A 23,562-nucleotide genomic window follows, 5' to 3' on the forward strand; every position below is an offset into this window, starting at 1 on the left:
ATATCATCCAAGTTTCACAATATCGTCATGAGAATGTCATATCAGTTTGTAATGATGATTCATAGCTAGAACAGCTTAATCATTAATTATCTTAAGTACTATGAATTCTCTAAAAGTTACGCTGACTATATTAGTGTTAGTAATTATGATTTATCCGCTATATAAAATAAAATCTGCGTTAGGGATTAATTTAGTAGCTAACTATCATGCTCCCGATACTCTTATTTATGCTAAAAAAGCTCTCAAGAAACTCAAATAATAACTAATTCCAAAAGCTAACAATCCTGATAACTTGATAACGATTCGTATAACCAGAACCAAGCTGTCAGGATTGTTATATAAATTGTAATTATTTAAGGTTTAACCTTATTGTTCGGCTGCTGCTAACTCAGTGCTTCCTTTACTACGACGACGAGTTAAGGTGTTAAAGACCATAATACCAATGGCTTTAATTAAGTTACCTTCTAATTCCATAAACATTTTCATGTTCATGCCAAAAGCAGCATTAGCTTCATCAACAATCTTTTCGGCTGTTGCTTGGTCAATGGGTAATTCATTTAATGCTTGACGATACTCATTTTTAAAGGCTTTTTCGTCGGAAATAGTTTCAAATTCGTAAAAAGCTGTTCCACCATTTTCCCCTAAATTCATCGCCCGTTGTGCAATTTTCTTGAGAATTTGTCCCCCAGATAAATCCCCTAAATAACGGGTATAAGAATGGGCTGCTAATAACTCAGGTTGGTTTTGAGCAACCTCGTGAATACGTGCTACGTAAGCTTGTGCTGCTTGTGAAGGAGCGACTTCATTGCGCCAATTCGCTCCATAATAAAATGATAAATCTTTCTCTAAAGATTGCTTACGATGTAACTGGGGAAAGTAAATTTTAGAAACTAATTCGTGATGGCGTAGTTTCTCCATTTCTTCTTCCATGGCACTATAGACAAAATAGAGATTAGCCACCAATGTTCGATAGGAATTCTTTTCTACAACTCCTTTCAAAAAACACTTGACAAAACCAACATTTTCTGCCATTGTATGGGACTTTTTTGTGCCTTCCCGTAACATGGTTGCTAAATTAACGCTCATGCTATCTCTTCCTGTTATTTAAGTGAACATTAGATCGGTGACTTAATGACAAAAGCTTAAAAAACCGCCTAGTTGTGTAGCGTATCTTGATTTGGTGCAAATTTTTATTAAGAATTCTTACGACAACAAGAGGAAGATAGCCCAAAAAGTCAGAGTCAATGAAAACAAACACTAGAAGAAAAAAGGCGGAATCTCAGAAGTTTTAAGATTTTTCATCTATAGAAAAATAAAATTAATTATCATTCAGACAATAATAAAGTTTTGTAAAGAAAATTCAATTCAAAATAAGGTTAAAAAAAGGGGCTTATTGCCCCTTAGCTTTATAAAGATAATGTGACAAAATTTACATTCCTTTGACCCTTATCCTTCAGGGGTGACGCGAGCATAGAAAATACCCCGAATTTTCACCTCAACGGGTTCTTTAGCCCCTAAATCGGTATCAGAAGGCTGCTCACTTTCAAATACGCCAGCAATTTCTCCTGTTTCTTGATCTACCTTAGTTACTTGAAGAGAAATCGATCCTTTACCAATGGGAGTTTGTTTCACATTAGCATAGTCTTCCTTATCCGCCGTGGCAGGTAAAGCAACTGCATTATCATAACCCGTGGCTAAACCACGACCTTTGGGATCAAGGAAAGTTGCACCACGGTAAGAGGGAACCCTAAAATCACCTTCAAAATCAATGGAACTATTGATAGAACTAAACCCAGGTTCTGTTGTACCAACTAAGTTTTTGATGGTGAAGAAGAAAGGAACTTGTTCCCCTCCAGGAAGTTGAACGGTAACAGGTTGGAAATCAATTCCACCTTGTTCTTGGAAGGTAACGACTCCATCTTCATCAACGCTAATTTTGCCACTAATTTGCTCTAAACTGGTGGTATAACGAGTTAATAACTTACCAGGTACATATTCTGCTTCTTGGCGTTTATTAACTGGTTCTTCTTTTACAAAATATTCTTGAGGTTCTAAACAGAGGTCATCAACAAAATAAGTTTGACCTGGTTCAATGGGAATAGAACCCCGTGTAAATTCAGAAATTTGGGGACATTTGTTAGCTAGTCCAGTGTTTAAAATTTCATCGTAGGTTAAGTCCTGGGGATTAACCGCATTCGCTGGGCCTTCGCTACAAGCGGTAATAAAACCCAAACATAAGGCAAGAAAAGCAATCAGTAATGCGCGAAACCTCATAATCATCCTCGCTTTGTCAATCTCAAATTAAAATGTCTTGTCCCTATGGCCATCACTCATAAAGGAGATAATCTTATAGTCTTTTGGACAAGTTAGGCAATTGCATCGGGATCTACTCTACCAAAATTCGTCCCCAACATCCCTTTTAAGTTAGGAATTGTTTTGCGCCGAAAATCTTTTATCATGGTTATGGCTAGGGAAAAGAGCAAGGATTTAGATGGAACCAACAAACACACCAGCAACGACAGATCAGTCCCTTAACCCCTCTAACGGTTCTTTTCCAGCGTCTCTAGAAGAGATTGTTATTAGGGTCAATATAGCATCCCGACAATGTAAAGATAATCCTCACCAGATACTTGAGTTACTGCGAACCCTTGAACAGTTGCATCAAGAAATTCGGGTTAATTTATTTGAACCGTCTTTACCGAATACTCGCAACGATTTATATGATTTATTACTCGATATTGAGGAGACAGGAGGATGGCCTTATATTGGACGAATGAAACTGCGGATGTTTTTAGAACATTTTTCCTCAGACATAGAACAGTCTTCTGATTCTGAATAACTATCAAGGTAGGGTGGGTTAAATAGACATAAATTTATCTAAAAATTGGTAGTAACCCACCATTTTAGTTATGTTCATCTCCTGAACTTTGATGTTTTTTGCTTGATTTATTGAAATACAAATAGTCCAGTTCCCACTGGTACTCAATTTTACTTGATTATCTTGTTGCTTCTCATTTTCTTTGAAGCCTTTTATGTTATTTTTTATGTCTGGAATCACTGCATTAATGATCTTAAGTAATCTGTGATCCTGTTGACAAACAGTAACTATATATTTTTCGATTAAATCATTAAAATTTTAACCCAAACTCTAATGATCTCTGTCCCATCTTTTTAAAGTCGAGAATTCTTACATTTTTTATGTTTGAGAATTAAGTATAGACTATTAATATAACTGAAAAAATTTATCTAATTTATATTTTTTTAGACTTCCTTAATCTTTAAAATAGTCACAGAATGTTAGATAATAGTCGACACTCGATTGTATCAACAATTAATAATGAGTGATAATACTTGGCATTCTGCCACAGATATTCAAAAAATTTTTGATCGCATTGCTCCAGTTTATGATGAATTTAATAACTGGTTAAGTTTTGGTCAACATCGTATTTGGAAGCAAATGACCGTAAACTGGACTGAAGCCAAACACAGTGATGTAGGCTTAGATATCTGTTGTGGTAGTGGCGATCTAAGCCAATTATTAGCCCGTAAAGTAGGAAAAACAGGGAAAGTTATCGGCTTAGATTTTTCTCAAGAATTATTAGCGATCGCAGCCCAACGAGCTTCTAAGAAGTATCCTATGTTACGGTTAGAATGGGTTCAAGGAGATGCCTTAAACTTACCCTTTGAAGATAACACCTTTGATTGTGCCACAATGGGCTATGGATTGCGAAATGTCACGGATATACCCCGTTGTTTGCAAGAAATACACCGTGTCCTCAAACCAAAGGCTAAAGTTGCTATTCTAGATTTTCATCGTCCTTATCAACCTTGGCAACAAATCTTCCAAAAATGGTATCTTGATCATCTAGTGGTTCCTCTCGCACAACAATATGGATTAAAGGACGAATATGCTTACATTATGCCTAGTTTAGAAAGATTTCCGTCAGGAACAGATCAAGTTAAATTAGCTCAGAAAGTAGGGTTTGATTCTGTCATTCATTATCCTATCGTTGGGGGAATGATGGGGGTTTTAGTGGCAACAAAAACAGTTCGTACTGAGCATAATTAAGAATGAAGAATGTAGAATGCAGAATGGATAATTAGTTCTAACTTCTAACTTCTAAATTTTTAACTAATTGATTATTTATCATGACTGTATTAGAAATTTCTTCTATTAACTTCTCTCTAATTTCAACAATTATTATTCCACCTATAGCAGGATCAATTATTGGTTATTTTACCAATGATATTGCTATTAATATGTTATTTCGTCCTTACAAAGCGATTTACATTGGTAAACGACGTTTACCGTTCACTCCAGGGTTAATTCCTCGTAACCAAGGAAGATTAGCTCAAAAAGTTTCTGATACCATTATGGGGTCATTATTAACCCCAGAAGAATTACAAAAATTAGCGAAACGTCTCTTAAAAACGGAGCGGGTACAAGCAGCTATTTTATGGTTATTAAATTTAGCACTCAAACAACTCAAATCTGATAGACAACAAAAAACTGCTAAGATTTTATCGGGTATTTTAGAAGATTTATTTAGTGAATCTTTACCTCGACTTTTAAAAGCTTTAGCCCGTCGTCAAAATTTTTTAGAAGATCAAATTAATCAAATTTTTGATCAAATTCTTTTAGACTTTAAACTAACAGATGCTCAAGCAAGGCAGTTTGCAGATTGGTTATTAGAAGGAGTTCTTCCTCCCGATATTTTACGACAAGCATTAGTGGATTTTTTAACAGAAAGAAATATCCAAGTTATTGATGAAGGAGTTAGAGAAAAAACCAGTGGTACATATTGGGTTGTGGCTAATTTGTTCGGAGTTCGTAATACGTTATTACGACTAAGAAGTTTTTGTTTAGAAGAAAAAGAAGTTGCTAATACTCGGTTGAAAGAAATTTTATTATCTTTAGAAGTACGTAGTCGTTTAAGAGAATGGTTACAAAGTCTTTCTTTACAAAATTTACCCGTGTCTACGGTTCGGCAACTTCGTAAAACAACCCGTGAAACGGTACAAATTTATATTCAACAAAGTGGTGGAAAATTTATTCAAGATTTTGGTAAAACTGTTGATTGGGAACAATTATCTATTTTGATTATTAATCGAGTACAAAATTCAGCAGCCTTAACCACATCTCTAGAAACAATTAGTGAAGAATTAGCCTTGATTTTAGAAAAATATTTAGAAGAAGATTTAGAAAGAATTGTAGCTCAAGCCATTCCTATTTTATCTATTGATAAAGTTATCATTGATCGCGTTAATGCTACCTCTCCCGAAAACTTAGAAATGGCAGTTCAAGGTATTGTTAAAAGTGAATTACAAGCAATTGTCAATCTAGGAGGAATTTTAGGCTTTTTAGTAGGAGTCTTTCAAACTTTCTTATTCTTACTGAGATAATCAAATGAGTCTGATTATTCTAACCTTGATAGCTGACTAGGTAAATACTCATGTTAGATAAGTATTCGAGTCATAAAAAGTCAAATTAGACCGATATATTGAATGATGTTCTTATTTTTAACCAAACAAGTGTATAGTTTTTTGTCAATCTTAATAAGAAAGATGATTGGCTATGGACTATCAATAATCTAAATTCGACTCAAGGTAATTGATGGACAACTAAAAATCCGAAAGAAGACTCAGACCCTTATTATATCTTGAATCAATCATCACTCCGAACGCTAAACTCCAAACTTGCCAATGGATATATTGATCAACCCAATTGAAAACTTTTATTAGCGGTTCAAATATTGTTACACTTAGTAAAGAATCAAAAAATGTTAACTATCTATATAAAATTATGGATCGCGTTGGGGTCTTATTACTAAATTTAGGGGGTCCAGAACAATTACAAGATGTTCGCCCTTTTCTGTTTAATCTATTTTCTGATCCAGAAATTATCCGATTGCCTTTTCCTTGGCTACAAAAACCGTTAGCTTGGTTTATCTCTACAGCCAGAACCAATACATCCCAAGACAATTATCGCCAGATTGGGGGAGGGTCACCCCTCAGAAAGATTACAGAAGCCCAGGGAGAAGCCCTGGAACAGAAATTAGCCCAAATTGGTCAGAAAGCCGATATCTATATCGGGATGCGCTATTGGTATCCTTTTACAGAAGAAGCCATTACCCGTATCAAACGTGATCGCCTCCGTAAATTAGTCATCCTTCCCCTTTATCCGCAATTTTCTATTAGTACCAGTGGTTCGAGTTTTCGGGTACTCGAAGAAATGTGGGAAGCTGATCCGATGTTGAGACAAATCGAATATACCTTAATCCCTTCTTGGTACGATCATCCTTTGTATTTGAAAGCAATGGCTGATCTCATTGCCCAAGAATTAGATAAGTGTCCTAACCCAGATCAAATTCATATCTTTTTTAGTGCGCACGGGGTTCCTCAAAGCTACGTTGAAGAAGCGGGCGATCCCTATCAAGCAGAAATTGAAGCTTGTACCCGTTTAATCATGAAAACCCTTAATCGTCCCAATGCTTACACCCTAGCCTATCAAAGTCGAGTGGGTCCCGTGGAATGGTTAAAACCCTACACCGAAGAAGCATTACAAGAACTCGGAGAACAAGGGGTTAAAGATTTATTGGTGGTTCCCATTAGTTTCGTCTCGGAACATATAGAAACCTTGCAAGAAATTGATATCGAATACCGTGAAGTAGCAGAAGAAGCAGGAATTACTAATTTTCTAAGGGTTCCGGCTTTAAATACCCATCCCCTGTTTATTGACGCTTTAGCAGATTTAGTTACTCATTCTCTGCAAGAAACCCCTGTTACCTTTGATTCTGTCACTCATCCTAAGAAAAACATGAAAATGTATCCTCAAGAACGTTGGCAGTGGGGAATGACCACGGCTGCTGAGGTTTGGAATGGAAGACTCGCTATGGTAGGGTTTATCGGGTTACTGATTGAGTTAATTACTGGTCATGGACCCCTACATTATGTCGGTTTATTATAAGTGCGACTCGTTTAGTTCAAAACAAGGTTAAATCCTTGGTAGAACTAGCTTGGAACTGATTTATCAGAACCATGATAACTGAATATCCGTGTAGGTGAGGATGCCTATCAAGTGACAATATCACAAAAGAAAATAGGTGGCAAATAATAACAAATCCTTAAAATCTCAAGCCCTACTCTCTCGGTGTTGGGAGTAAAAGCATAACCCTTACGGTAGCGAGTGGTCTTCAATCCGTAAAGCAGGGTTAAACGGGGTATTAACTGATAGTCTAAATTCGGTTAATCTTCTAGCAAGAATCTATGGATAGAGCTTTAGCTCAAAGTACCATAACTGTCGAAAAACCGAAGTAGCTAAATAGACTGATAAGCTACACCAAAAGGATAAAAGTGCAAATATTGTCACTTAATTTATAAGTAAGTGATACAACATCAATGGCACTCGGCAGAGAGGTTAAAAGTCACAATCATCGTTATCGCTAAATAGCCAAATAGACTGAACAAAGGCTATAGACAAAAAGTCAACAGAGAAAATGATTATTACCTAATCAGGTTGTAGGTAATACAACACCAATCTCTCTCGGTGAAGAGACACATCCTAAAGGTTCATATCAACGGATATTCGGAACGAGGAAACCCCTCTATAACTCTCAGAAATGGTCGAATCTCTGAGTAGTCAACCAAGATGTAAAATCTCCAATTTGGAGGTTATAGGGGGAGTAGGATTCAGTAAAAAGCAAATGCCTTAACTCGAAATGACGAGGATAGCTTTACTGAAACAAAAGTAAAGAAGGGTAATGCCGAGGATAAGCTGACGTACTGACTGTATATAGGAAGATAGTTGAGTAAGTAGAGGCAAATATGTCTAAAACTGATTTGAAACCAAATACAGTGGAATGGAACCAAATTAATTGGCACAAAGCCGAAAAATCTGTGTTCAAGCTTCAGAAGCGAATCTATCAAGCCAGTGTCAATGGCGATATTAAGAAGGTTAGAAAACTTCAAAAAACACTCCTTAATTCTTATTACGCCAAATTATTAGCGGTCAGAAAAGTAACCCAAGAAAATAAAGGGAAAAAGACAGCCGGAGTCGATGGAGTCAAATCACTGACACCTAAACAACGATTAATCTTAGCCCAAAACCTAAAGCTCAAGGATAAAGCCAAACCTGTACGTAGAGTCTGGATACCTAAAGCCAATGGAAAAGAAAGACCCTTGGGAATACCGGTCATGCAAGATAGAGCAAAACAAGCCTTAGTCAAATCAGCATTAGAACCCGAATGGGAAGCAAGGTTTGAAGAAAATTCTTATGGATTCAGACCTGGAAGATGCTGTCAAGACGCAATTGAGGCGATTTTCAATCAAATCAGATATAAGGCTAAATATGTTCTAGATGCAGACATAAGTAAATGCTTTGACCGTATAAACCACTCAAAACTCCTTGAGAAAATAAATACATTTCCGACATTAAGGAGACAAATAAGAGCATGGCTGAAAGCAGGGATTTTCGACCAAGGAAATACAATATTTCCAGAAAAAGGAACCCCTCAAGGTGGAATTTGCTCACCTTTATTAGCCAATATTGCACTACACGGAATGGAAAACAGGATTAAAGAATATGCTGCTACATGGGAAGGAAGAAAGGACTTAAACTTAAGCTCCCTCTCCTTAATCAGATATGCAGATGACTTCGTAATAATCCATGAAAAACTGAACGTAATAGAATCCTGTCAGGAAATAATTCAAGATTGGTTGAAACCAACAGGTCTAGAATTAAGCCAAGAAAAAACCAAAATACTAAACACCTTGAATGAACATCAAGGAAACAAACCAGGGTTCAATTTCTTAGGTTTTTATATTAGACAATATAAAGTAGGAAAAAACCAATCTGGTAAAAATACCAAAGGAGAAAGGTTAGGATTCAAAACAATCATCAAACCAGAAAAAGAGAAGGTAAATGAACACTATAGAAAACTAGCTCAAATAGTAGATAAACATAAAGCATCACCTCAATGGAAGTTAATAAATAAATTAACACCAGTTATCAGAGGATGGTCAAACTACTACCGAGCAGTATGCAGTTCAGAAACCTACAAAAAACTTGACCATTTACTATGGTTAAAGTTATACAGATGGGCGTTGCGAAGACACACCAAAAAATCAAAAAAATGGGTGGTCAAGAAATATTGGCATACCATAGGAACAAACAACTGGGTTTTCGGATGTAAATTCAAAAACAAAGAATACACCCTATTTAGACATAGCCAAACAGAAGTAGTTAGATACACCAAAGTAAAAGGTAATTCAAGCCCATACGATGGAAACACGAACTACTGGGCTTCTAGAATGGGAAAACATCCTGAAATGAAAAAATCAGTTGCCACACTGCTCAAAAAGCAAAAGGGTAAGTGTAATCATTGTGGATTAACCTTCATGCCTGGAGATAAAATCGAAACCGACCATATAACACCTCTAAAAGCAGGGGGTAATAACCTAAAAGATAATCTCCAAGCACTACATTTACATTGCCATGATACAAAAACCAAAAGGGATTTAAAGGATATCAAGTCCTATAAAAGTCAAAAAATATGGGATAAAACCCTAAAAGAAATCAACTTTCATTTTGAAATTATCAAATGGGAGTGGAAAGACGACTTACCCACATTGGTCAATGGTACTCATAACAGGAGCCTATTTACAGAGGAGCCGGATGAAGGGAAACTTTCACGTCCGGTTCTGAAGACGAGTCGGGCTGGTGACAGCCTGGCTTAGTTTAACCTTCTGAGTGATCCAGTGTAAGAGGGTTTCCCCTAATTGAGGATCATCAGGAGAAAAAAGAAATAATCCTGATGATTCCTGTCTGGTGATCACGCCAATAATACCCTTAAACTTCTCTAAACTCTTTAGAAGATGGGTAGATAAGCTAGAATCAGCACTATCCTTAGCTTCCTCATAAAATAGTAAAATTAATGGGCTTTTAGGAGATTTTCTTTGTAATAGATGCCAATAAAGACGGAGTTTAGAAAGGGTTTCTGGTAAACCATGCTCAAATGCTAAACAATCTTGTTCTAACATTTGATCGTAAATATCAATAGAAGGATTGTCTGGATCAATAAAACGACGACTCTCTATCCAAATGATTTGAGTAGATTCTAACTGAGAATTATTATTTATTTGTTGTCGTAACTTCTCAAACACAGTTATGGTTTCTGCTGGTTTGGGTTCAGCAATTTGAGAAGATGATGGAAGTTGCTCAGGTAAATTACGTTGATGCCAAGCTTCAGTAAAGGTCTGATAAGATAAATGTTGGGCGCAGTGCCACATTACTTGATAGCAAGGAGAATATTTTTCCAAGTTAGTTTTAAGGAGATAATCCCGTAATTGAGTCACCACTTGGGGCATTTGTTTTTGTGGCAAAATAGTGATTAAGCCTTCAGCAACTTGTTTTCCTAAGTCTTGATCCTTAATAGTTGGCAGAATTTTGAGAAAGGCAGCGATCGCCCCTTTATTTCCTACAGCAATTTTAGTTAAACTTTTAGCTGCACAACGACGACTTTCTAGATGAGAACTGGTTTCTAACAGTCTAATTAGTGTGGCGATCGCTGCGGGATTACCTTGACTAATGTCTCCTAAACTTTCTGCTGCTAGACTACGAATATCTGGATCACGAGTCGATTGAATGAGATTCACTAAAACCATCAACGCTTCTAAATTGCCTGGATCAATTTTGCCTAAACTGACAGCAACTTGACGTAAAATAAACTGATCTCTTGATATTTGTAATAGTTTAGTTAAAGCATTAATAGAAGTGGGATTACCTGGATCAATTTTCCCTAAATTTTCTGCAATTTCTCGATAACTTTCTTCATTATCCACTTGTTCCATTAATTGTATCGATGCTTTCACAATTGTAGGATTATTGGGATCAATTTTTCCTAAACTATCTAAGGCTTCTTTGCGAATTAATAAAGGTTCATCAGGGTGGATTAATTTTTCTAAAGTCGTGATAGCTTTTTGATTTCCTAATCCAATTTTTCCTAAACTACTAATAGCAATCCAACGAAGATAAGTATCTTCATTCTCGTCAAGGAGATGAATTAAAGCAGTAATTGCTTGACTATTTCCTGGACAAACTTCCCCTAAACTATAAACTACTTCTTGACGAATACTGGGAGTAGTGGTTGTCTCCATTAATTTAATTAAACCCGCAATAGCCGTGGGATTTCCGGGATCAATTTTTTCTAGGCTTTCTGCTGCTTGTCGTCTAATCGTTTCATCTTTGGTTGTCCGAATTAATTGCACTAAAATAGCGATCGCCGTTGCATTTCCTTGACCAACAATTTCTAAACACTGAAAGATTCGTCGCCTTAAATTAGGGCTAGGTTGATGATGTAATAAACGAACTAAGGCTTTAACGCCTTGTCCCTCTCCTTGTGCAATTTTTTCTAACCCTAAAAAGGCTTTTTGATAGTCTGATTCACTGTTAGCGGTTTCTAATGCTTTAACGATGACATTGATGGCAGTCGGATTACCTTGATCTATGTTTCCTAAGGTTTCAGCTAGTTGCCAACGGAGGATTTCGTCATCGGTGGTTTGTAAACATTGAGTTAAAGTAGCGATTACTTCAGTATTTCCTCTACCCAATCTTTCTAAATAGTATAATGCTCGTTGTTGATTTGATGCTTGTGGATTGTTAGTGATCAAATCGATAAGATGAGTAATGACTAAAGGACGATAAAGATCACCCATTACCTGTCTAGTTGCTAATGCAGATAAGTTTTGGGAATCGGTGTCAGCTAATACCCATGTAAACACTTGTTCTATGATATTTTCCCTTAAAGAACAAGTAGGAAATTCTGATAAGGCTATAGCGGACATTAAATAAGCCCTAAATCCATAAAAATTCTCTTGACCACATTCATCTTCAAAGCTAATTAAAGCCTTGATTAGGGCTTCTTTTTCTTCTAAGACAATATCCTCTCTTCCTAACCAAAATAGCAATACTTGTTGCCATTGGTCACTGAAAATTTCTAAAGTGACTGTCTCTTTATTAAGAAAATATTGCCAATTATCAATAGCTAAAGCAGCGAAATAGTCTTCAAATGTTTGATCTTCAAATCGGTACTGATTATCTTTCTCTTGTTTACTTATTATCCCTATTGGTCTCAACCAATGGAGTTGTAAACTTAAAGATAGTAAAGATCGATTATCTTCAATCATCTTTTGGACAATCGGGGCAGAAGTATTTTCCCTGTGTTGATGATTAAATGCTAACTGAGTTAAGAATTGATTTAACTGTTGTTGTACTTCTGGAGTAACGTGGGTCGTTTCTGCTTGCCATTGATAAAATTCATCAACTAAAACTTGATAGAGAGTTGCTGCAGTTTGGGGTAAGGTTTGAGGATTTTTCTGCAAAAAACGACAGAATAAAGATAGTCTCAGGGGATTTGTTAGCCATTTGTGAAGATGTTGCTTATCCGGTTGGCTTAATAAATGAGATATTTTTTCTCCTAAGTTTTCCTTACTTTCTGGATTTTCTTGTTGAGATGAATAGGGAACAAACCATTGCTTAACAAATTGTTGGATTTCACTTTCATTATCTAGAGACTTTGTTTGATAAATGTCAAATTTGGCTAAAGCTTGCGGTTGCATTTTCCAAGTAACGGTTTGACAGGTTAGCATTAAATGACAATTGCCAATTAGATCATGTCGTTCTTTTCTCAAAACATTCAGGGGAGACTGATGCCTATCATTGATAGATTTAGCTAATAAATAATCAATCCCATCGGCTAATAACCAAACTCGTCCACTTTCTAATAATACTTGAAAAGACTCTTGCCACACTTGCTGTGAAAGTTTGTTTTGTGTTCGATAATGTTTTGAGCATTGAATTAACCATTTATCGGTTAAATAAGTCTCTAAGCTAAGATTTGTTAGCTGCTCGACTGACAGCCAAATGGGTATAAAATCTGTCTTATCTAACATCCAATGGGCAATTTTTTGTAAATAAAGACTTTTACCCGTTCCTGATTCCCCGACAATGGCAATGTTCCCTATTTTTCTTTGCTTTTTATCTAAATCACAAATATATTCAAATAATGATTCAGTTTGATTCTGATTCCCATTTACTCTTTCAGATGATTTTAGCTTAAGGTGTTTTGAATCAGCGTGGCTACCATTATGATTCTGGATACAGTCTAAATAAATAGATAAGTTATTCCTCTGGTTTCCTTTATTATTCGGTTGGGTACTCATGGGGTTGATGGGTAAAGAGTACTTCAGCATAAGACGACCGACTTTGTTCCAGTCAATGCTGTGATTAGAGGGGGTTTTTTCAGTAGCGGATAAGTGAACTTGGGACATTATTGTCGCCTACTTTTATTACAATTTTACTGTCTGACGGGGGTTTTTGATAAGCTTAAAACAATAATTTTTTGTGATTTCTTCTCACCTTGAGATTCATCGTATTTTATGAAGAACTGTGAACCAAGTTGATAATCTTTACGCTGTGACTATTTTCTGCTTTGACAGTTCAGTTACCATCAATGGAATGACTGAATTAAGCAGCCCATACTTGGAGTAAATATTGCCAAATTATTTTTAATATTTCTTTTTTATTTAATGGTTTCCTTCTTAAAATAGAATACCCTAAAATTTTATTTTGTAAACGTTCAACGATACTTTCTTTTTCAACTAACCCAATAATAGTAAATGTTGCTAAACTTAAGTGTTTATCTAGTTGATGACAAATTTTCTAACCCTCTGTATCAAGGATTTCTAAATCGACAAAAATCAAACTAGGTTTATAAATAAGACATAAGGTAATTACTTTGCTCTTATCATTATCGGATTATCTGAACTTCTCCTCACATAATAAATATACTACTTTCTGTAAACCCTATCTATAAAGGCTTTTAGCGATCGCTGTACTATTGAACTATATAAGTGCAGTTTGCTTAAACCCACTTCATATAACCTTGAGAGAGATTGTGTACAGTTACGGGTATTACGAAAATCGCTACAACTACCTTCAGAGAAAGCTTTTGTCATTTTTCGTGGGTAGAAGTTCAGAATTATCATCAACTACTAACGAAGATAGACAATAAACAAAAAATAGATTATGTTAGTCTAGTTTTAAAAGTGAATTTCGTATGATCAGTTAACATCCTTGTTATTCAAATGATAGGGTGTAGTTTATATATTAATTAACATATCTCTTTGTGCATATTTTGTTTGAGTATTTCTAATCCTTTTTTGACTCGGCGAGAAACGGTAACTACGCTAATACCTAACTGTTCGGCTGTTTCTCTTTGAGTTAAGTCTTTAAGGAAAACAAATTCGAGAATATTTCTAGTTCTTTCTTCTAATTGTTCTAATGCTTGTTGGAGACGAATTTGATCTTCTTGTGCTAGTTGAAAACTACGATAGTTAGCATCAGGAACTAAGTCTCCTAAACTGGTTTGTCCTTCTCCCTCACTACTAACTTTCACATCTAAACTAACAGGTTCTCTGTTTTGAAAAGCGAGTTTAATTTCTTGCCATTCTTTTAAGGAAATTTCTAAGACTTGAGCAATTTCTGAATCTGTTGGTTGCCGGTTAAATTTTTCTCTAAATTCTCGGCGCACATTCATAGACTGTCTTCCCAATTCTAGCCAACGTCTGGGAATACGAACAGTATATTTTTTATCCCGCAAATAATGCTGAATTTCGCCTCGAATATAGGGAATAGCAAAAGAACTGAAAGCATGACCTTTTTCAATACTAAACCGTTCAATGGCACGAATTAAGCCTAAACTACCCACTTGAACTAAATCTTCGTAACTCTCTGGACATTGATGAACCCAATGATGTGCTTCTTTACGAACCAAACCAAAATTTAATTCTAAAATTTTATTTCTTAGTGTAGGCTTGGGTGTTTTTTGATACGCTTGAAACAAATTAAGGGTTTCGAGTTTAACGTTTTCTTTGGTAGGGCTATACATAGCAAATATGCACCGTTGTACTGTTGTTGGCAACCAATTGACTATACTTAGCCTAAAATGAAGGGGATGTTACTTACAACGGGATTTATACTATTCTTCAAAAGTCGGTTTAACGGAAGTTTACTTAATTCTACGGAGAACAACAGGAAACTACTTAAAGATATATGAAGTGATAAATTTTTCAGTGGAGTGATTAAAACGTTATATCACTTGCCATCTAGTATTTATGTAACTTTTTAGATCATTAAGTTATTTTATCAAAATACCTTAATTTAATGATAACAAATGATATTGTACGCCTGTTTCAAAGATTCTTACGCCTCCGCCTTCGGCAACCGTTTGTCTTAAGGCGGTAGAATTGCTAACGGTAACACCAGCTAAATAGTTAATACCAAAATCAGCAAATTCCTTTAACCAGGGAAGGGTTGGCCCCATCAAAACGACAGTGGCATTCTGAGATAATTCTACAAGACGGGGAAAAGTTTTGTTAGGAATAGATGTGGCGGTTAAAAATACCCAGTCAGATGAGGGAAGTAAATATTCTGAGGCAGTGGCAGGAAAGTCTCCAGGGGTAGGGTTGAGTTCAATGACATTGATATTCATGGTTTTTTCATACTGTTTTAACCCTGGATAGCGGCCAATGACCGAAACTTGTTTACCTTGGAGTTGAGGAAGAAAATACTCAAATACGGACAAATTAGCCGATGTTGCCACAGGAAGGGCGATCGCTTTTTGAAGTAAGGGAGAATGGTGGTTAATAATAGCATTGATGGCAGCCATCGCTACAGTTGCTTGATAAGCATCCCACGATCGCAACCATGATGATAATTCTTGGATGGGTTGATTCACTAAGGTTCCTGACCAAGATAGGGTACGGGTAGGAATAGCCGGACTCATACATAATCCGATCCCTTCGGCTTTACACAGTGTCCAGGTTAAGCCGATAATAATTTCTTCAACGGGGGTATTGGTTTGGCCATAATCGATTAATAAGTCGTAAATTTCTTTGGAGTTAATCATTTTAGAGTAATACTAACTATAATTCCTCCTAATACAATAAAGCCGATCACAACATTTTGCCTGAATACTTGACCATAGGTTTGTTGAGGAATTTCAGGAGAACTTAAACGGATATATTGTATCATCCAACCCACTAAAGCAATAACCCATGTTATCCAAAACCCTAAATTTAGGTGCATTGTAACTCCTAAATAAGCCCATAATCCGGCTGTAATCGCAAAGAATATTCCGACTGCTTCCCCTGCATATTTACCAAAGAATAAAGCACTAGAATTAACGCCTATTTTTTTATCGTCCTCTCGATCAGACATCGCATAAACGGTATCAAAACCTAATGTCCAAAAGACGGTAATTCCCCACAATACCCAAGTATGATTTTCTAATTGTCCTGTTACAGCCGTCCAACTAATTAATACGGCAAAACCCCAAGCTAAAGATAACACTAATTGAGGAATGGGAAAGACTCGTTTAGCTAAAGGATAACAGACAATCAAAGGAACAGCAGCAACGCATAATATAAAGCTTAATGTGTTGAGATAAAAGGCTAAGATTGCAGCACAAATAAGGGCAATAAAAGCGATCAGAATACCAACTTTGATAGATAGCGATCGCTCAGCCAAAGGTCGTGTTTGGGTTCTTTCTACTTGAGAATCAATATCTCTATCCCAGAGATCATTGATCACACATCCGGCTGCACTGGTGGCTAAGGTTCCTAATATAATAACTCCAACTAAGGGTAAGGGGGGAATCCCTCTTGCTGCTAGAAAAATAGCCCATAGTGCAGGAATCATTAAAATTAGTCTACCTGCTGGTTTATCCCATCTTAACAAGCGAATAATGGTTAACCAAGTGGCTTCTTGTTGAGGTTGAGATTGGGTAATCATTGTTTTATATATTACTATTTTATTGGTATAGTTATATTTTATTTTAAAGATTATAATCTAAAAAATTCTTAAAAATCAAGTTTTTTCTATATAATATTATTTATGGCACTTTTTGGTCTGTTGTCTGAGAAAACTTCAATAATATTTTTAGCTGCTTCTATAGCTATTTCACGACGAACATCATTAATTGCTGAGCCTAAATGAGGTGTAAAAAAGGTATGTTTTATATCAGTTAATAAGGTTTGATTGATACTTTTTGGACGGTTTGCGATCGCCCAATCTTCCATTTCAAAAACATCAGCAGCATACCCGGCTAAATGTCCTGATTTAATGGCATCCGCTATTGCATTTTCATCTACTACTGAACCCCGACAAGGATTAATTAAGAAACTCTTGGGTTTCATTAGTTTCAAGGTGTTTTCATTAATTAGATGATAGGTATCAGGAACTAAGGAAACCATTAGAACAACATAGTCACTTTTACTTAATAATTCTTCTAAGGAAGTTTTACTGATTTTCCAATCTTTTTCTTGCTGATTTGTTAAGGAAATAGGATCGGTATATAACAAGTTCATATCAAAGCCGACTAATCGTTTAGCCAAGGCTTTTCCTAATTTTCCCATACCAATAATTCCTAGGCTTTTATTTAATAATCCTGTACCGTATAGTTGAGGTTTCCAACCTTGAAAATTATCAGAACGAATTAAGCGATCGCCTTCTAACATTCTACGAGCTAATATTATTAATAATCCTATCGTTAATTCTGCTGTGGGAGCAGCTAATAAATCAGGAACAATAGTAAACCAAATATTGTGTTTAGTACAAGCTTCTACATCAAAATTATCATAACCTCTTAATGCGCCCGAAATTACTTTTAAGTTAGGGCAGGCTTCTAAAAATTTTACATCAATATGATCGGGCATAAAAACCATTAATCCTTGAGCATTTCTACTTCTATTAATAACTTCTTCTCGGCTTAAGGTTTCTTTGGTTTGATTGAGAATAAGCTCACAATATGGGTTTAAATAGTCAATGACTTCGGGATGAATCCAATGGGTAATAACAACTTTAGGTTTTTGACTCATATTATATTTGTTTAAATGAATTTTTTTCTTAAAAAGTTACCTAAACTATCGACTAATGTTACCATAACTAATACTACTAATAATAAGGCAGATACCTCTTGGTATTTGAGTAAACGTAATGCCCCGATAATTTCAAATCCGATACCACCAGCACCCACTGCACCTAATACTAAAGAAGCTCTAAAATTATACTCCCAGCGATAAAAAGTAACATCAGCTATCTGGGGTAAAACCTGGGGTAAGATGCAATTAAAAATGATTTGTAACTGGTTTGCACCAACAGATTTTGCTGCTTCAATAGGAGCTTTATCTGTATGTTCTATGGACTCAGCAAAGAATTTTCCTACCATACCAATAGAATGAAATCCTAATGCTAATACCCCAGGAAGTGCGCCAAAACCAACAGCAGCAACGAAGATAATTCCTAAAAGTAATTCAGGAATTGCTCTTGCTATATTCAAAATGATTCTTGATATAAAATAAATCAAAGGATGGGGACTGGTATTTTGTGCCGCTCCTAAAGCAATAGGTAAAGAAAAAATGATAGCCATTCCTGTTCCTGCAATACTCATGGCTAGGGTATCGATTAAGGGTTCAATCCAGTCATGAACGCGAGTAAAATCTGGAGGTAACATTTGCGCTACCATTTGTAGAAGGTCAGGAATTCCCTCAGACAAACGATTTATATCTAATAAACCAACAATAGCAAAACTAATAATAATAATTAAAATTAGAATTATTGTATTTACTAATGTTCGATACCAGAGATTTTTTTGCTGACGTAGCAAGTTATCGTATTTATGTTGATTACTTGTCATTCTTACCCTGTTTAATTAATAAAAAATAGAGATAAATTTATCAGATTTTACCTAATATAATTTTACTTTTCATTTAATAAAAGCAAGTAATCTTATTCGATAGTCTAACATTTTTATCCCTAAACAAATAAGGTATTTTTGCACTTACTCAAGGTGTACATTAATTAAGTTTGGAAAAATCAAGATTGAGGATTTTTCCTAAGTCTCGGACAACATTATAATCTTTGTCTTCTACTGATTGAAACCCCTCTGCTTTAAATGGTTCTAAAACTGCCTCATCTTTGAGTTCTAGAAAAGCTTGTTTAATTTGCTGTTTTAGTTGAGGTTCTAAGTCAGATCGCATAGTCCAAGGATATTGGGGGAATGGTTTAGATTCTTCGATTAAAATGACTTTATTTTTGTCAATAGTTCCCTTTTCTATTAAAGCAGTATAAATGGGCTTACTTAGTCCTCCAGCTTGGGCTTTTCCATTAGCAACAGCGACAGCCACAGCATCATGAGAACCCACAAACACCTCTTTATAGTTTTCTTCTGCTTTTAACTCTTTTTCCATTAACATTGACTTAGGAATTAAATGACTAGAAGTAGAAGCTTGATCTCCATAAGCCATTGTTTTTCCCTCTATTTTGTCATAAGAATCAATACCAGCTTCTGCATTACCAATAAGCACAGATTTGTAGGTAGCTTCTCCATCTTTCTCTAATGCTGCAAAGGCTTCTATATTACTTTTAGTTCTTGCTAGGACATAGGACAAGGGTCCAAAATAGGCTAAGTCTAATCTACCGTTACTCGCTGCTTCGATCATAGAAGAATAATCGGTACTAACGAATAATTCAATATCTTTATTTAGTTGTTTTTCTAAGTAGACTTCTAACCCCTTATTATTTTGAATCACTGTAGAAGCTGACTCATCGGGTAACAAAGCAACCACTAATTTTTCTGGGTTTGCTTTTGTATCCACTTTGGTATTTTCAGGATTATTATTTGAGATTTCGGTATTTGGTGTACCGCAACCGATTACAGTTAATAAAGAAAGAGAAACAACAGTGGTTAAGGATTTTTTAAAAATGAAAGTGAGCATACTTCTTTTAATCTGAATATGTTTACCGTTGATTATAAACATTTTTACTAAAAAATCAAGATCGTTAAAGTTTCTTATAATGTAATTTAGATAACAATTAAACTGTTTTCATCAAGGAAGAAGTTTGATAAATTTTTTCTAACTGTTGCGATTTAATTTCTGAGGGATGACTATCAAACAGGATATTTCCCCCTGCAAGACCAATAATGCGATCGCCGTATTCTAAAGCTAAATCAATTTGATGTAAACTAACTACGGCACCAATGCCATCTTCTTGACAAATTTTTTTGAGATTAGCTAATATCTTATGTGAACTTCCAGGATCTAAACTAGCAACGGGTTCATCTGCTAAAAGAAATCGAGGTTGTTGAGCTAAAGCTCTGGCTATTCCTACCCGTTGTTGTTGTCCTCCACTTAGTTGTTTAACGGGAGTTAAAGCTTTATTTAATAAGCCAACTCTGTCTAAACAATCTAAGGCAATTATTTGATCAATTTTGGGTAAAGGAAAAAAACTTCTGAAAGTAGAATGATAGGCTAAACGACCAATCAAAACATTTTTAAGGGCAGTTTGTCGAGGAAGTAATTGATGTTGCTGAAAAATCATACCCGTTTTTTGTCGGTGTTTTCTTAAAGCTTTAGGGTTATTTAAAGTTCCTAAACCGTCAACAATGACTTGACCCCTAGTAGGAATTGTAAGAAGATTAATACAACGTAAAAGAGTTGATTTTCCTGCACCAGAAGCCCCTAAAAGTACCGTAAATTCTCCTGGAGTAAATTCAAGAGAAATATTCTCTAAACCGACTGTTTCATCTTCATAAATGACACTGAGATTATTAAGAACAATCATAATCTTTTCTTAATTAAAGTTTAAACAATCACTTTTGTTAAATTAGTGAATAATATACCACTAAATAATTAATAATTAATAGATTTTCCGTAAAATTCCTTTATCAAAATCATGATCAGTATTTTTTCTGTTATAAATATACGGATAAAAATGGGTGAGTTTTCGCGTTTACATCTCTGAGAATAAAGATTAAGCTTGAAACTAAGCTGTTGTTTTGACTTATCCTATTTAACTCAGTTTGTATTGAAATGAATTAAGCAGTTAACATTGAAATAATTTCTCTGCTTACTAATTAGTCTAAAAAGTATAAGAGGTAAAAATGTATAGAAGCGAAACTCCATCTATGTTTAATACTTTAGAAGGTTATGAAAACTTTGTTAGTCAATTATTAGAAAAAGATCAAAATGTCAAAGTTGATCCCATGTTGGAATGGGAAGATGCAATGAAAGACGAGCATCTTTTAGGGGAACAATTAACAAAAATTTAATCTCAATTATTTGCAAAAGTTTAAACATTACATCAACTCAGGATAATTAATAAATGTTGTGATCCTGAGTTTTTTTTCGTATCAGATTGTTATACAGTTAAGATAGATGTTTGATACTCAACCTATCTGCTGATGAAAAGTTTGTGGAATGACCAAGACGCAGCTAAATATAAAACAGATTTAGCCCTGAGAGTTTATACTTCGAGATTATTAGGACAAAACCCGTCTTTAGTATTGCATGGTGGTGGCAATACATCGGTCAAAATACGTCAAGATAATATTGTTGGTGAAACCGAAGAGATACTTTATGTTAAAGGCAGTGGTTGGGACTTAGCTACCATCGAAGAAGGGGGTTTTTCTGGAGTAAGAATGCCTCATTTGCTCAAATTAGCCCAACTAAGTAGCTTATCAGACTCACAGATGGTTAATGAGTTGAAAACTCAGATGCTCCGCGCTAATGCTCCTTCACCTTCCGTTGAAACCATCCTCCATGCTATTTTACCGTACAAATATGTGGATCACACCCACGCTGATGCAGTGGTTACCGTTACTAACACAGCAGAAGGAAGACGACGCATCAAAGAAATATACGGCGATCGCATTGTGATCATTCCCTACATTATGCCAGGTTTTGATCTAGCTCGTTTGTGCGCCGAAGAATTTCAAAAGCAAAAAGGAGATAATACCATTGGTATGGTGTTGATGAATCATGGTATTTTTTCCTTTGGGGACACGGCCAAAGAATCTTATGAACGGATGATTGAATTAGTCACCGAAGCAGAAGACTATCTCAAACAGCATCAAGCTTGGGATATTCCTCAAAAGGCGGTGAATGTACCTGAAACATCTTTAAGTGAAACATTAGCTCAACTGCGTCATCAAATCTCTGTTGCTGCTGGTTTTCCCGTCATTCTCTCCCTACAACAAACTGAAAAAACCCTTAGTTTTGCTCAACGAGAAGATATTAATACCATTTCTCAACAAGGTCCAGCGACTCCCGATCACGTGATTAGAACGAAAAGAACTCCCCTAGTAGGAAAGGATGTACAGGGGTACGTAACCCAGTATGAAAACTACTTTAAGACTCATTTAGCCCAGGCGAAGGACAGCAAAACAATGGTTGATCCGGCACCTAGAGTGATTTTAGATCCAGAATTAGGAATGTGTGCGATCGGAAAAAATGCCAAAGCTGCCAACATTGTTGCTGACATTTATGACCATACCATTGATATCATCCAACGGGCGACCTTATTAGGCGGTTATCAAGCGTTACCGTCTCAAGACATTTTTGATGTGGAATACTGGGAACTCGAACAAGCTAAACTGGCCAAGGGGGGCCAAACACCGCCATTTATGGGAGAAGTTGCGATCGTTACCGGCGCAGCTTCGGGCATTGGTAAAGCTTGCGTTGAGTCTTTGTTAAAGCGCGGGGCCGCAGTGGTCGGGTTAGATATTAATGAAGGTGTTACTGACCTACACAAAGGATCGGACTTTTGTGGTGTTGTTTGTGATCTGACTAATGAAACAGCTATTAAGCAAGCCTTAGAGACGACGATAAGACGCTTCGGGGGGGTTGATATGGTGATCCTCAATGCTGGTATTTTCCCTGCGAGTAGCCCCATTTCTCACCTATCTACGGAACAATGGCGACGCATTATGAGTATTAACCTCGATGCTAATCTGGTGTTAATGCGAGAAGTTCATCCCTTCTTAAAAATGGCTCCTAACGGGGGTAGAATGGTGGTTATCGGCTCTAAAAATGTTCCAGCACCGGGACCAGGGGCTGCTGCTTATTCTGCGTCTAAGGCTGCGTTAAATCAATTAACCCGTGTGGCTGCGTTGGAATGGGGTAAGGATAAGATTCGCATTAATTCTATTCATCCTAATGGAGTATTTGATACGGGTATTTGGACAGAAGAAGTGTTAGAAACTAGGGCAAAAAATTATGGTTTAACGATAGAAGAATATAAGACTAATAATGTTTTAAAAGTGGAAGTAACCAGTCATGATGTGGCCGAGTTGGCTGCTAATATGTGCGATCGCTTATTTGAGAAAACAACAGCAGCACAAGTTCCTTTAGATGGGGGAAATGAACGGGTTATCTAACAGTTACAATATTATTATTGAGGAGTTTCACTCATGAACAAGGCAGCTATTGATCTCACATACGACAGAGATTATCATCAATGGAGTATAGAACAAGCTCAAGCCTTACGAGAGCTTGTTAACACACATCATGAGTTAAAGCATTTAGAAATATTAGATTGGGACAATATTATCGAGGAGATCGAAGCATTGGGACGCAGAGAATATAATGCAGTCATCAAGTTGCTGATGAGACAAATTGAACATCGTTTAAAAATTGATTATGTCCCTTTAGAAGAATGCTATAAAA

Annotated in this window: 18 protein-coding genes; 8 read left to right on the plus strand and 10 right to left on the minus strand. The window is 36.0% G+C overall.

The window, feature by feature from the left end; all coding sequences use genetic code 11:
• Window positions 1-366: 366 nt before the first annotated feature.
• Both CY0110_RS18245 and psbO read right to left on the minus strand, forming a co-directional pair.
• A complete protein-coding gene (locus CY0110_RS18245) occupies window positions 367-1,086 on the minus strand; it encodes a biliverdin-producing heme oxygenase (protein WP_008276995.1) in 720 nt (239 codons plus the stop codon).
• A gap of 360 nt (window positions 1,087-1,446) precedes the next feature.
• A complete protein-coding gene (gene psbO, locus CY0110_RS18250; protein ID WP_035799930.1) occupies window positions 1,447-2,274 on the minus strand; it encodes a photosystem II manganese-stabilizing polypeptide in 828 nt (275 codons plus the stop codon).
• A gap of 217 nt (window positions 2,275-2,491) precedes the next feature.
• Here psbO and CY0110_RS18255 point away from each other — a divergent pair, with 217 nt between their 5' ends.
• The 5 genes from CY0110_RS18255 (at window position 2,492) to ltrA (ending at window position 9,735) form a co-directional block, all read left to right on the plus strand.
• The gene (locus tag CY0110_RS18255) at window positions 2,492-2,839 is read left to right on the plus strand and encodes a hypothetical protein (RefSeq protein ID WP_008276997.1); all 348 of its coding nucleotides are present in this window, start codon (window positions 2,492-2,494) and stop codon (window positions 2,837-2,839) included.
• 498 nt (window positions 2,840-3,337) lie between these two features.
• Window positions 3,338-4,069 (plus strand): bifunctional demethylmenaquinone methyltransferase/2-methoxy-6-polyprenyl-1,4-benzoquinol methylase UbiE, encoded by a 732-nt coding sequence (gene ubiE / locus CY0110_RS18265; protein WP_008276999.1) that lies wholly within the window; start codon window positions 3,338-3,340, stop codon window positions 4,067-4,069.
• An 80-nt stretch (window positions 4,070-4,149) separates the two neighbouring features.
• Entirely contained in the window at window positions 4,150-5,403 is a 1,254-nt protein-coding gene (locus CY0110_RS18270; protein WP_008277000.1) for a DUF445 domain-containing protein, read from the plus strand.
• 400 nt (window positions 5,404-5,803) lie between these two features.
• Window positions 5,804-6,967: a ferrochelatase gene (hemH, locus tag CY0110_RS18275; RefSeq protein ID WP_008277001.1), complete on the plus strand. Its 1,164-nt coding sequence runs from the start codon at window positions 5,804-5,806 to the stop codon at window positions 6,965-6,967.
• An 857-nt stretch (window positions 6,968-7,824) separates the two neighbouring features.
• Complete coding sequence (ltrA, locus tag CY0110_RS18280; RefSeq protein WP_008277002.1) at window positions 7,825-9,735, plus strand: group II intron reverse transcriptase/maturase; 1,911 nt, start codon at window positions 7,825-7,827, stop codon at window positions 9,733-9,735.
• Here the strand turns inward: ltrA and CY0110_RS18285 are convergent.
• From CY0110_RS18285 to phnC, 8 genes are all read right to left on the minus strand, one after another.
• A complete protein-coding gene (locus CY0110_RS18285; RefSeq protein ID WP_008277003.1) occupies window positions 9,688-13,326 on the minus strand; it encodes a HEAT repeat domain-containing protein in 3,639 nt (1,212 codons plus the stop codon). The two genes, ltrA and CY0110_RS18285, sit on opposite strands and share 48 nt — an antisense overlap.
• A gap of 842 nt (window positions 13,327-14,168) precedes the next feature.
• On the minus strand, window positions 14,169-14,945 hold the full coding sequence (locus tag CY0110_RS18290; protein ID WP_008277004.1) for an RNA polymerase sigma factor SigF: 777 nt from the start codon (window positions 14,943-14,945) through the stop codon (window positions 14,169-14,171).
• A gap of 267 nt (window positions 14,946-15,212) precedes the next feature.
• Entirely contained in the window at window positions 15,213-15,965 is a 753-nt protein-coding gene (locus tag CY0110_RS18295; RefSeq protein WP_008277005.1) for a DUF364 domain-containing protein, read from the minus strand.
• On the minus strand, window positions 15,962-16,849 hold the full coding sequence (locus tag CY0110_RS18300; protein ID WP_008277006.1) for a 4-hydroxybenzoate solanesyltransferase: 888 nt from the start codon (window positions 16,847-16,849) through the stop codon (window positions 15,962-15,964). The genes CY0110_RS18295 and CY0110_RS18300 overlap by 4 nt, the downstream gene beginning before the upstream one ends.
• 86 nt (window positions 16,850-16,935) lie before the next feature.
• Complete coding sequence (locus CY0110_RS18305; protein WP_008277007.1) at window positions 16,936-17,934, minus strand: phosphonate dehydrogenase; 999 nt, start codon at window positions 17,932-17,934, stop codon at window positions 16,936-16,938.
• Between the two features lie 11 nt (window positions 17,935-17,945).
• Window positions 17,946-18,752, minus strand: a complete 807-nt coding sequence (gene phnE / locus CY0110_RS18310; RefSeq protein ID WP_008277008.1) for a phosphonate ABC transporter, permease protein PhnE — start codon at window positions 18,750-18,752, stop codon at window positions 17,946-17,948.
• A gap of 160 nt (window positions 18,753-18,912) precedes the next feature.
• Window positions 18,913-19,833 carry a phosphate/phosphite/phosphonate ABC transporter substrate-binding protein gene (gene phnD / locus CY0110_RS18315; protein ID WP_035799935.1) on the minus strand — a complete coding sequence of 307 codons (921 nt, stop codon included), beginning with the start codon at window positions 19,831-19,833 and terminating at the stop codon, window positions 18,913-18,915.
• 97 nt (window positions 19,834-19,930) lie between these two features.
• On the minus strand, window positions 19,931-20,680 hold the full coding sequence (gene phnC, locus CY0110_RS18320; protein WP_008277010.1) for a phosphonate ABC transporter ATP-binding protein: 750 nt from the start codon (window positions 20,678-20,680) through the stop codon (window positions 19,931-19,933).
• A 319-nt stretch (window positions 20,681-20,999) separates the two neighbouring features.
• Here phnC and CY0110_RS18325 point away from each other — a divergent pair, with 319 nt between their 5' ends.
• The 3 genes from CY0110_RS18325 to CY0110_RS18335 form a co-directional block, all read left to right on the plus strand.
• A complete protein-coding gene (locus CY0110_RS18325; RefSeq protein ID WP_035799919.1) occupies window positions 21,000-21,167 on the plus strand; it encodes a hypothetical protein in 168 nt (55 codons plus the stop codon).
• Between the two features lie 132 nt (window positions 21,168-21,299).
• Complete coding sequence (locus CY0110_RS18330; RefSeq protein ID WP_008277012.1) at window positions 21,300-23,273, plus strand: bifunctional aldolase/short-chain dehydrogenase; 1,974 nt, start codon at window positions 21,300-21,302, stop codon at window positions 23,271-23,273.
• Window positions 23,274-23,306: 33 nt separating this feature from the next.
• On the plus strand, window positions 23,307-23,562 hold a 256-nt coding region (locus tag CY0110_RS18335), incomplete at its 3' end, for a DUF29 family protein (protein ID WP_008277013.1).

This window comes from Crocosphaera chwakensis CCY0110 (assembly GCF_000169335.1).
In the GTDB taxonomy this organism is placed as follows: domain Bacteria; phylum Cyanobacteriota; class Cyanobacteriia; order Cyanobacteriales; family Microcystaceae; genus Crocosphaera; species Crocosphaera chwakensis.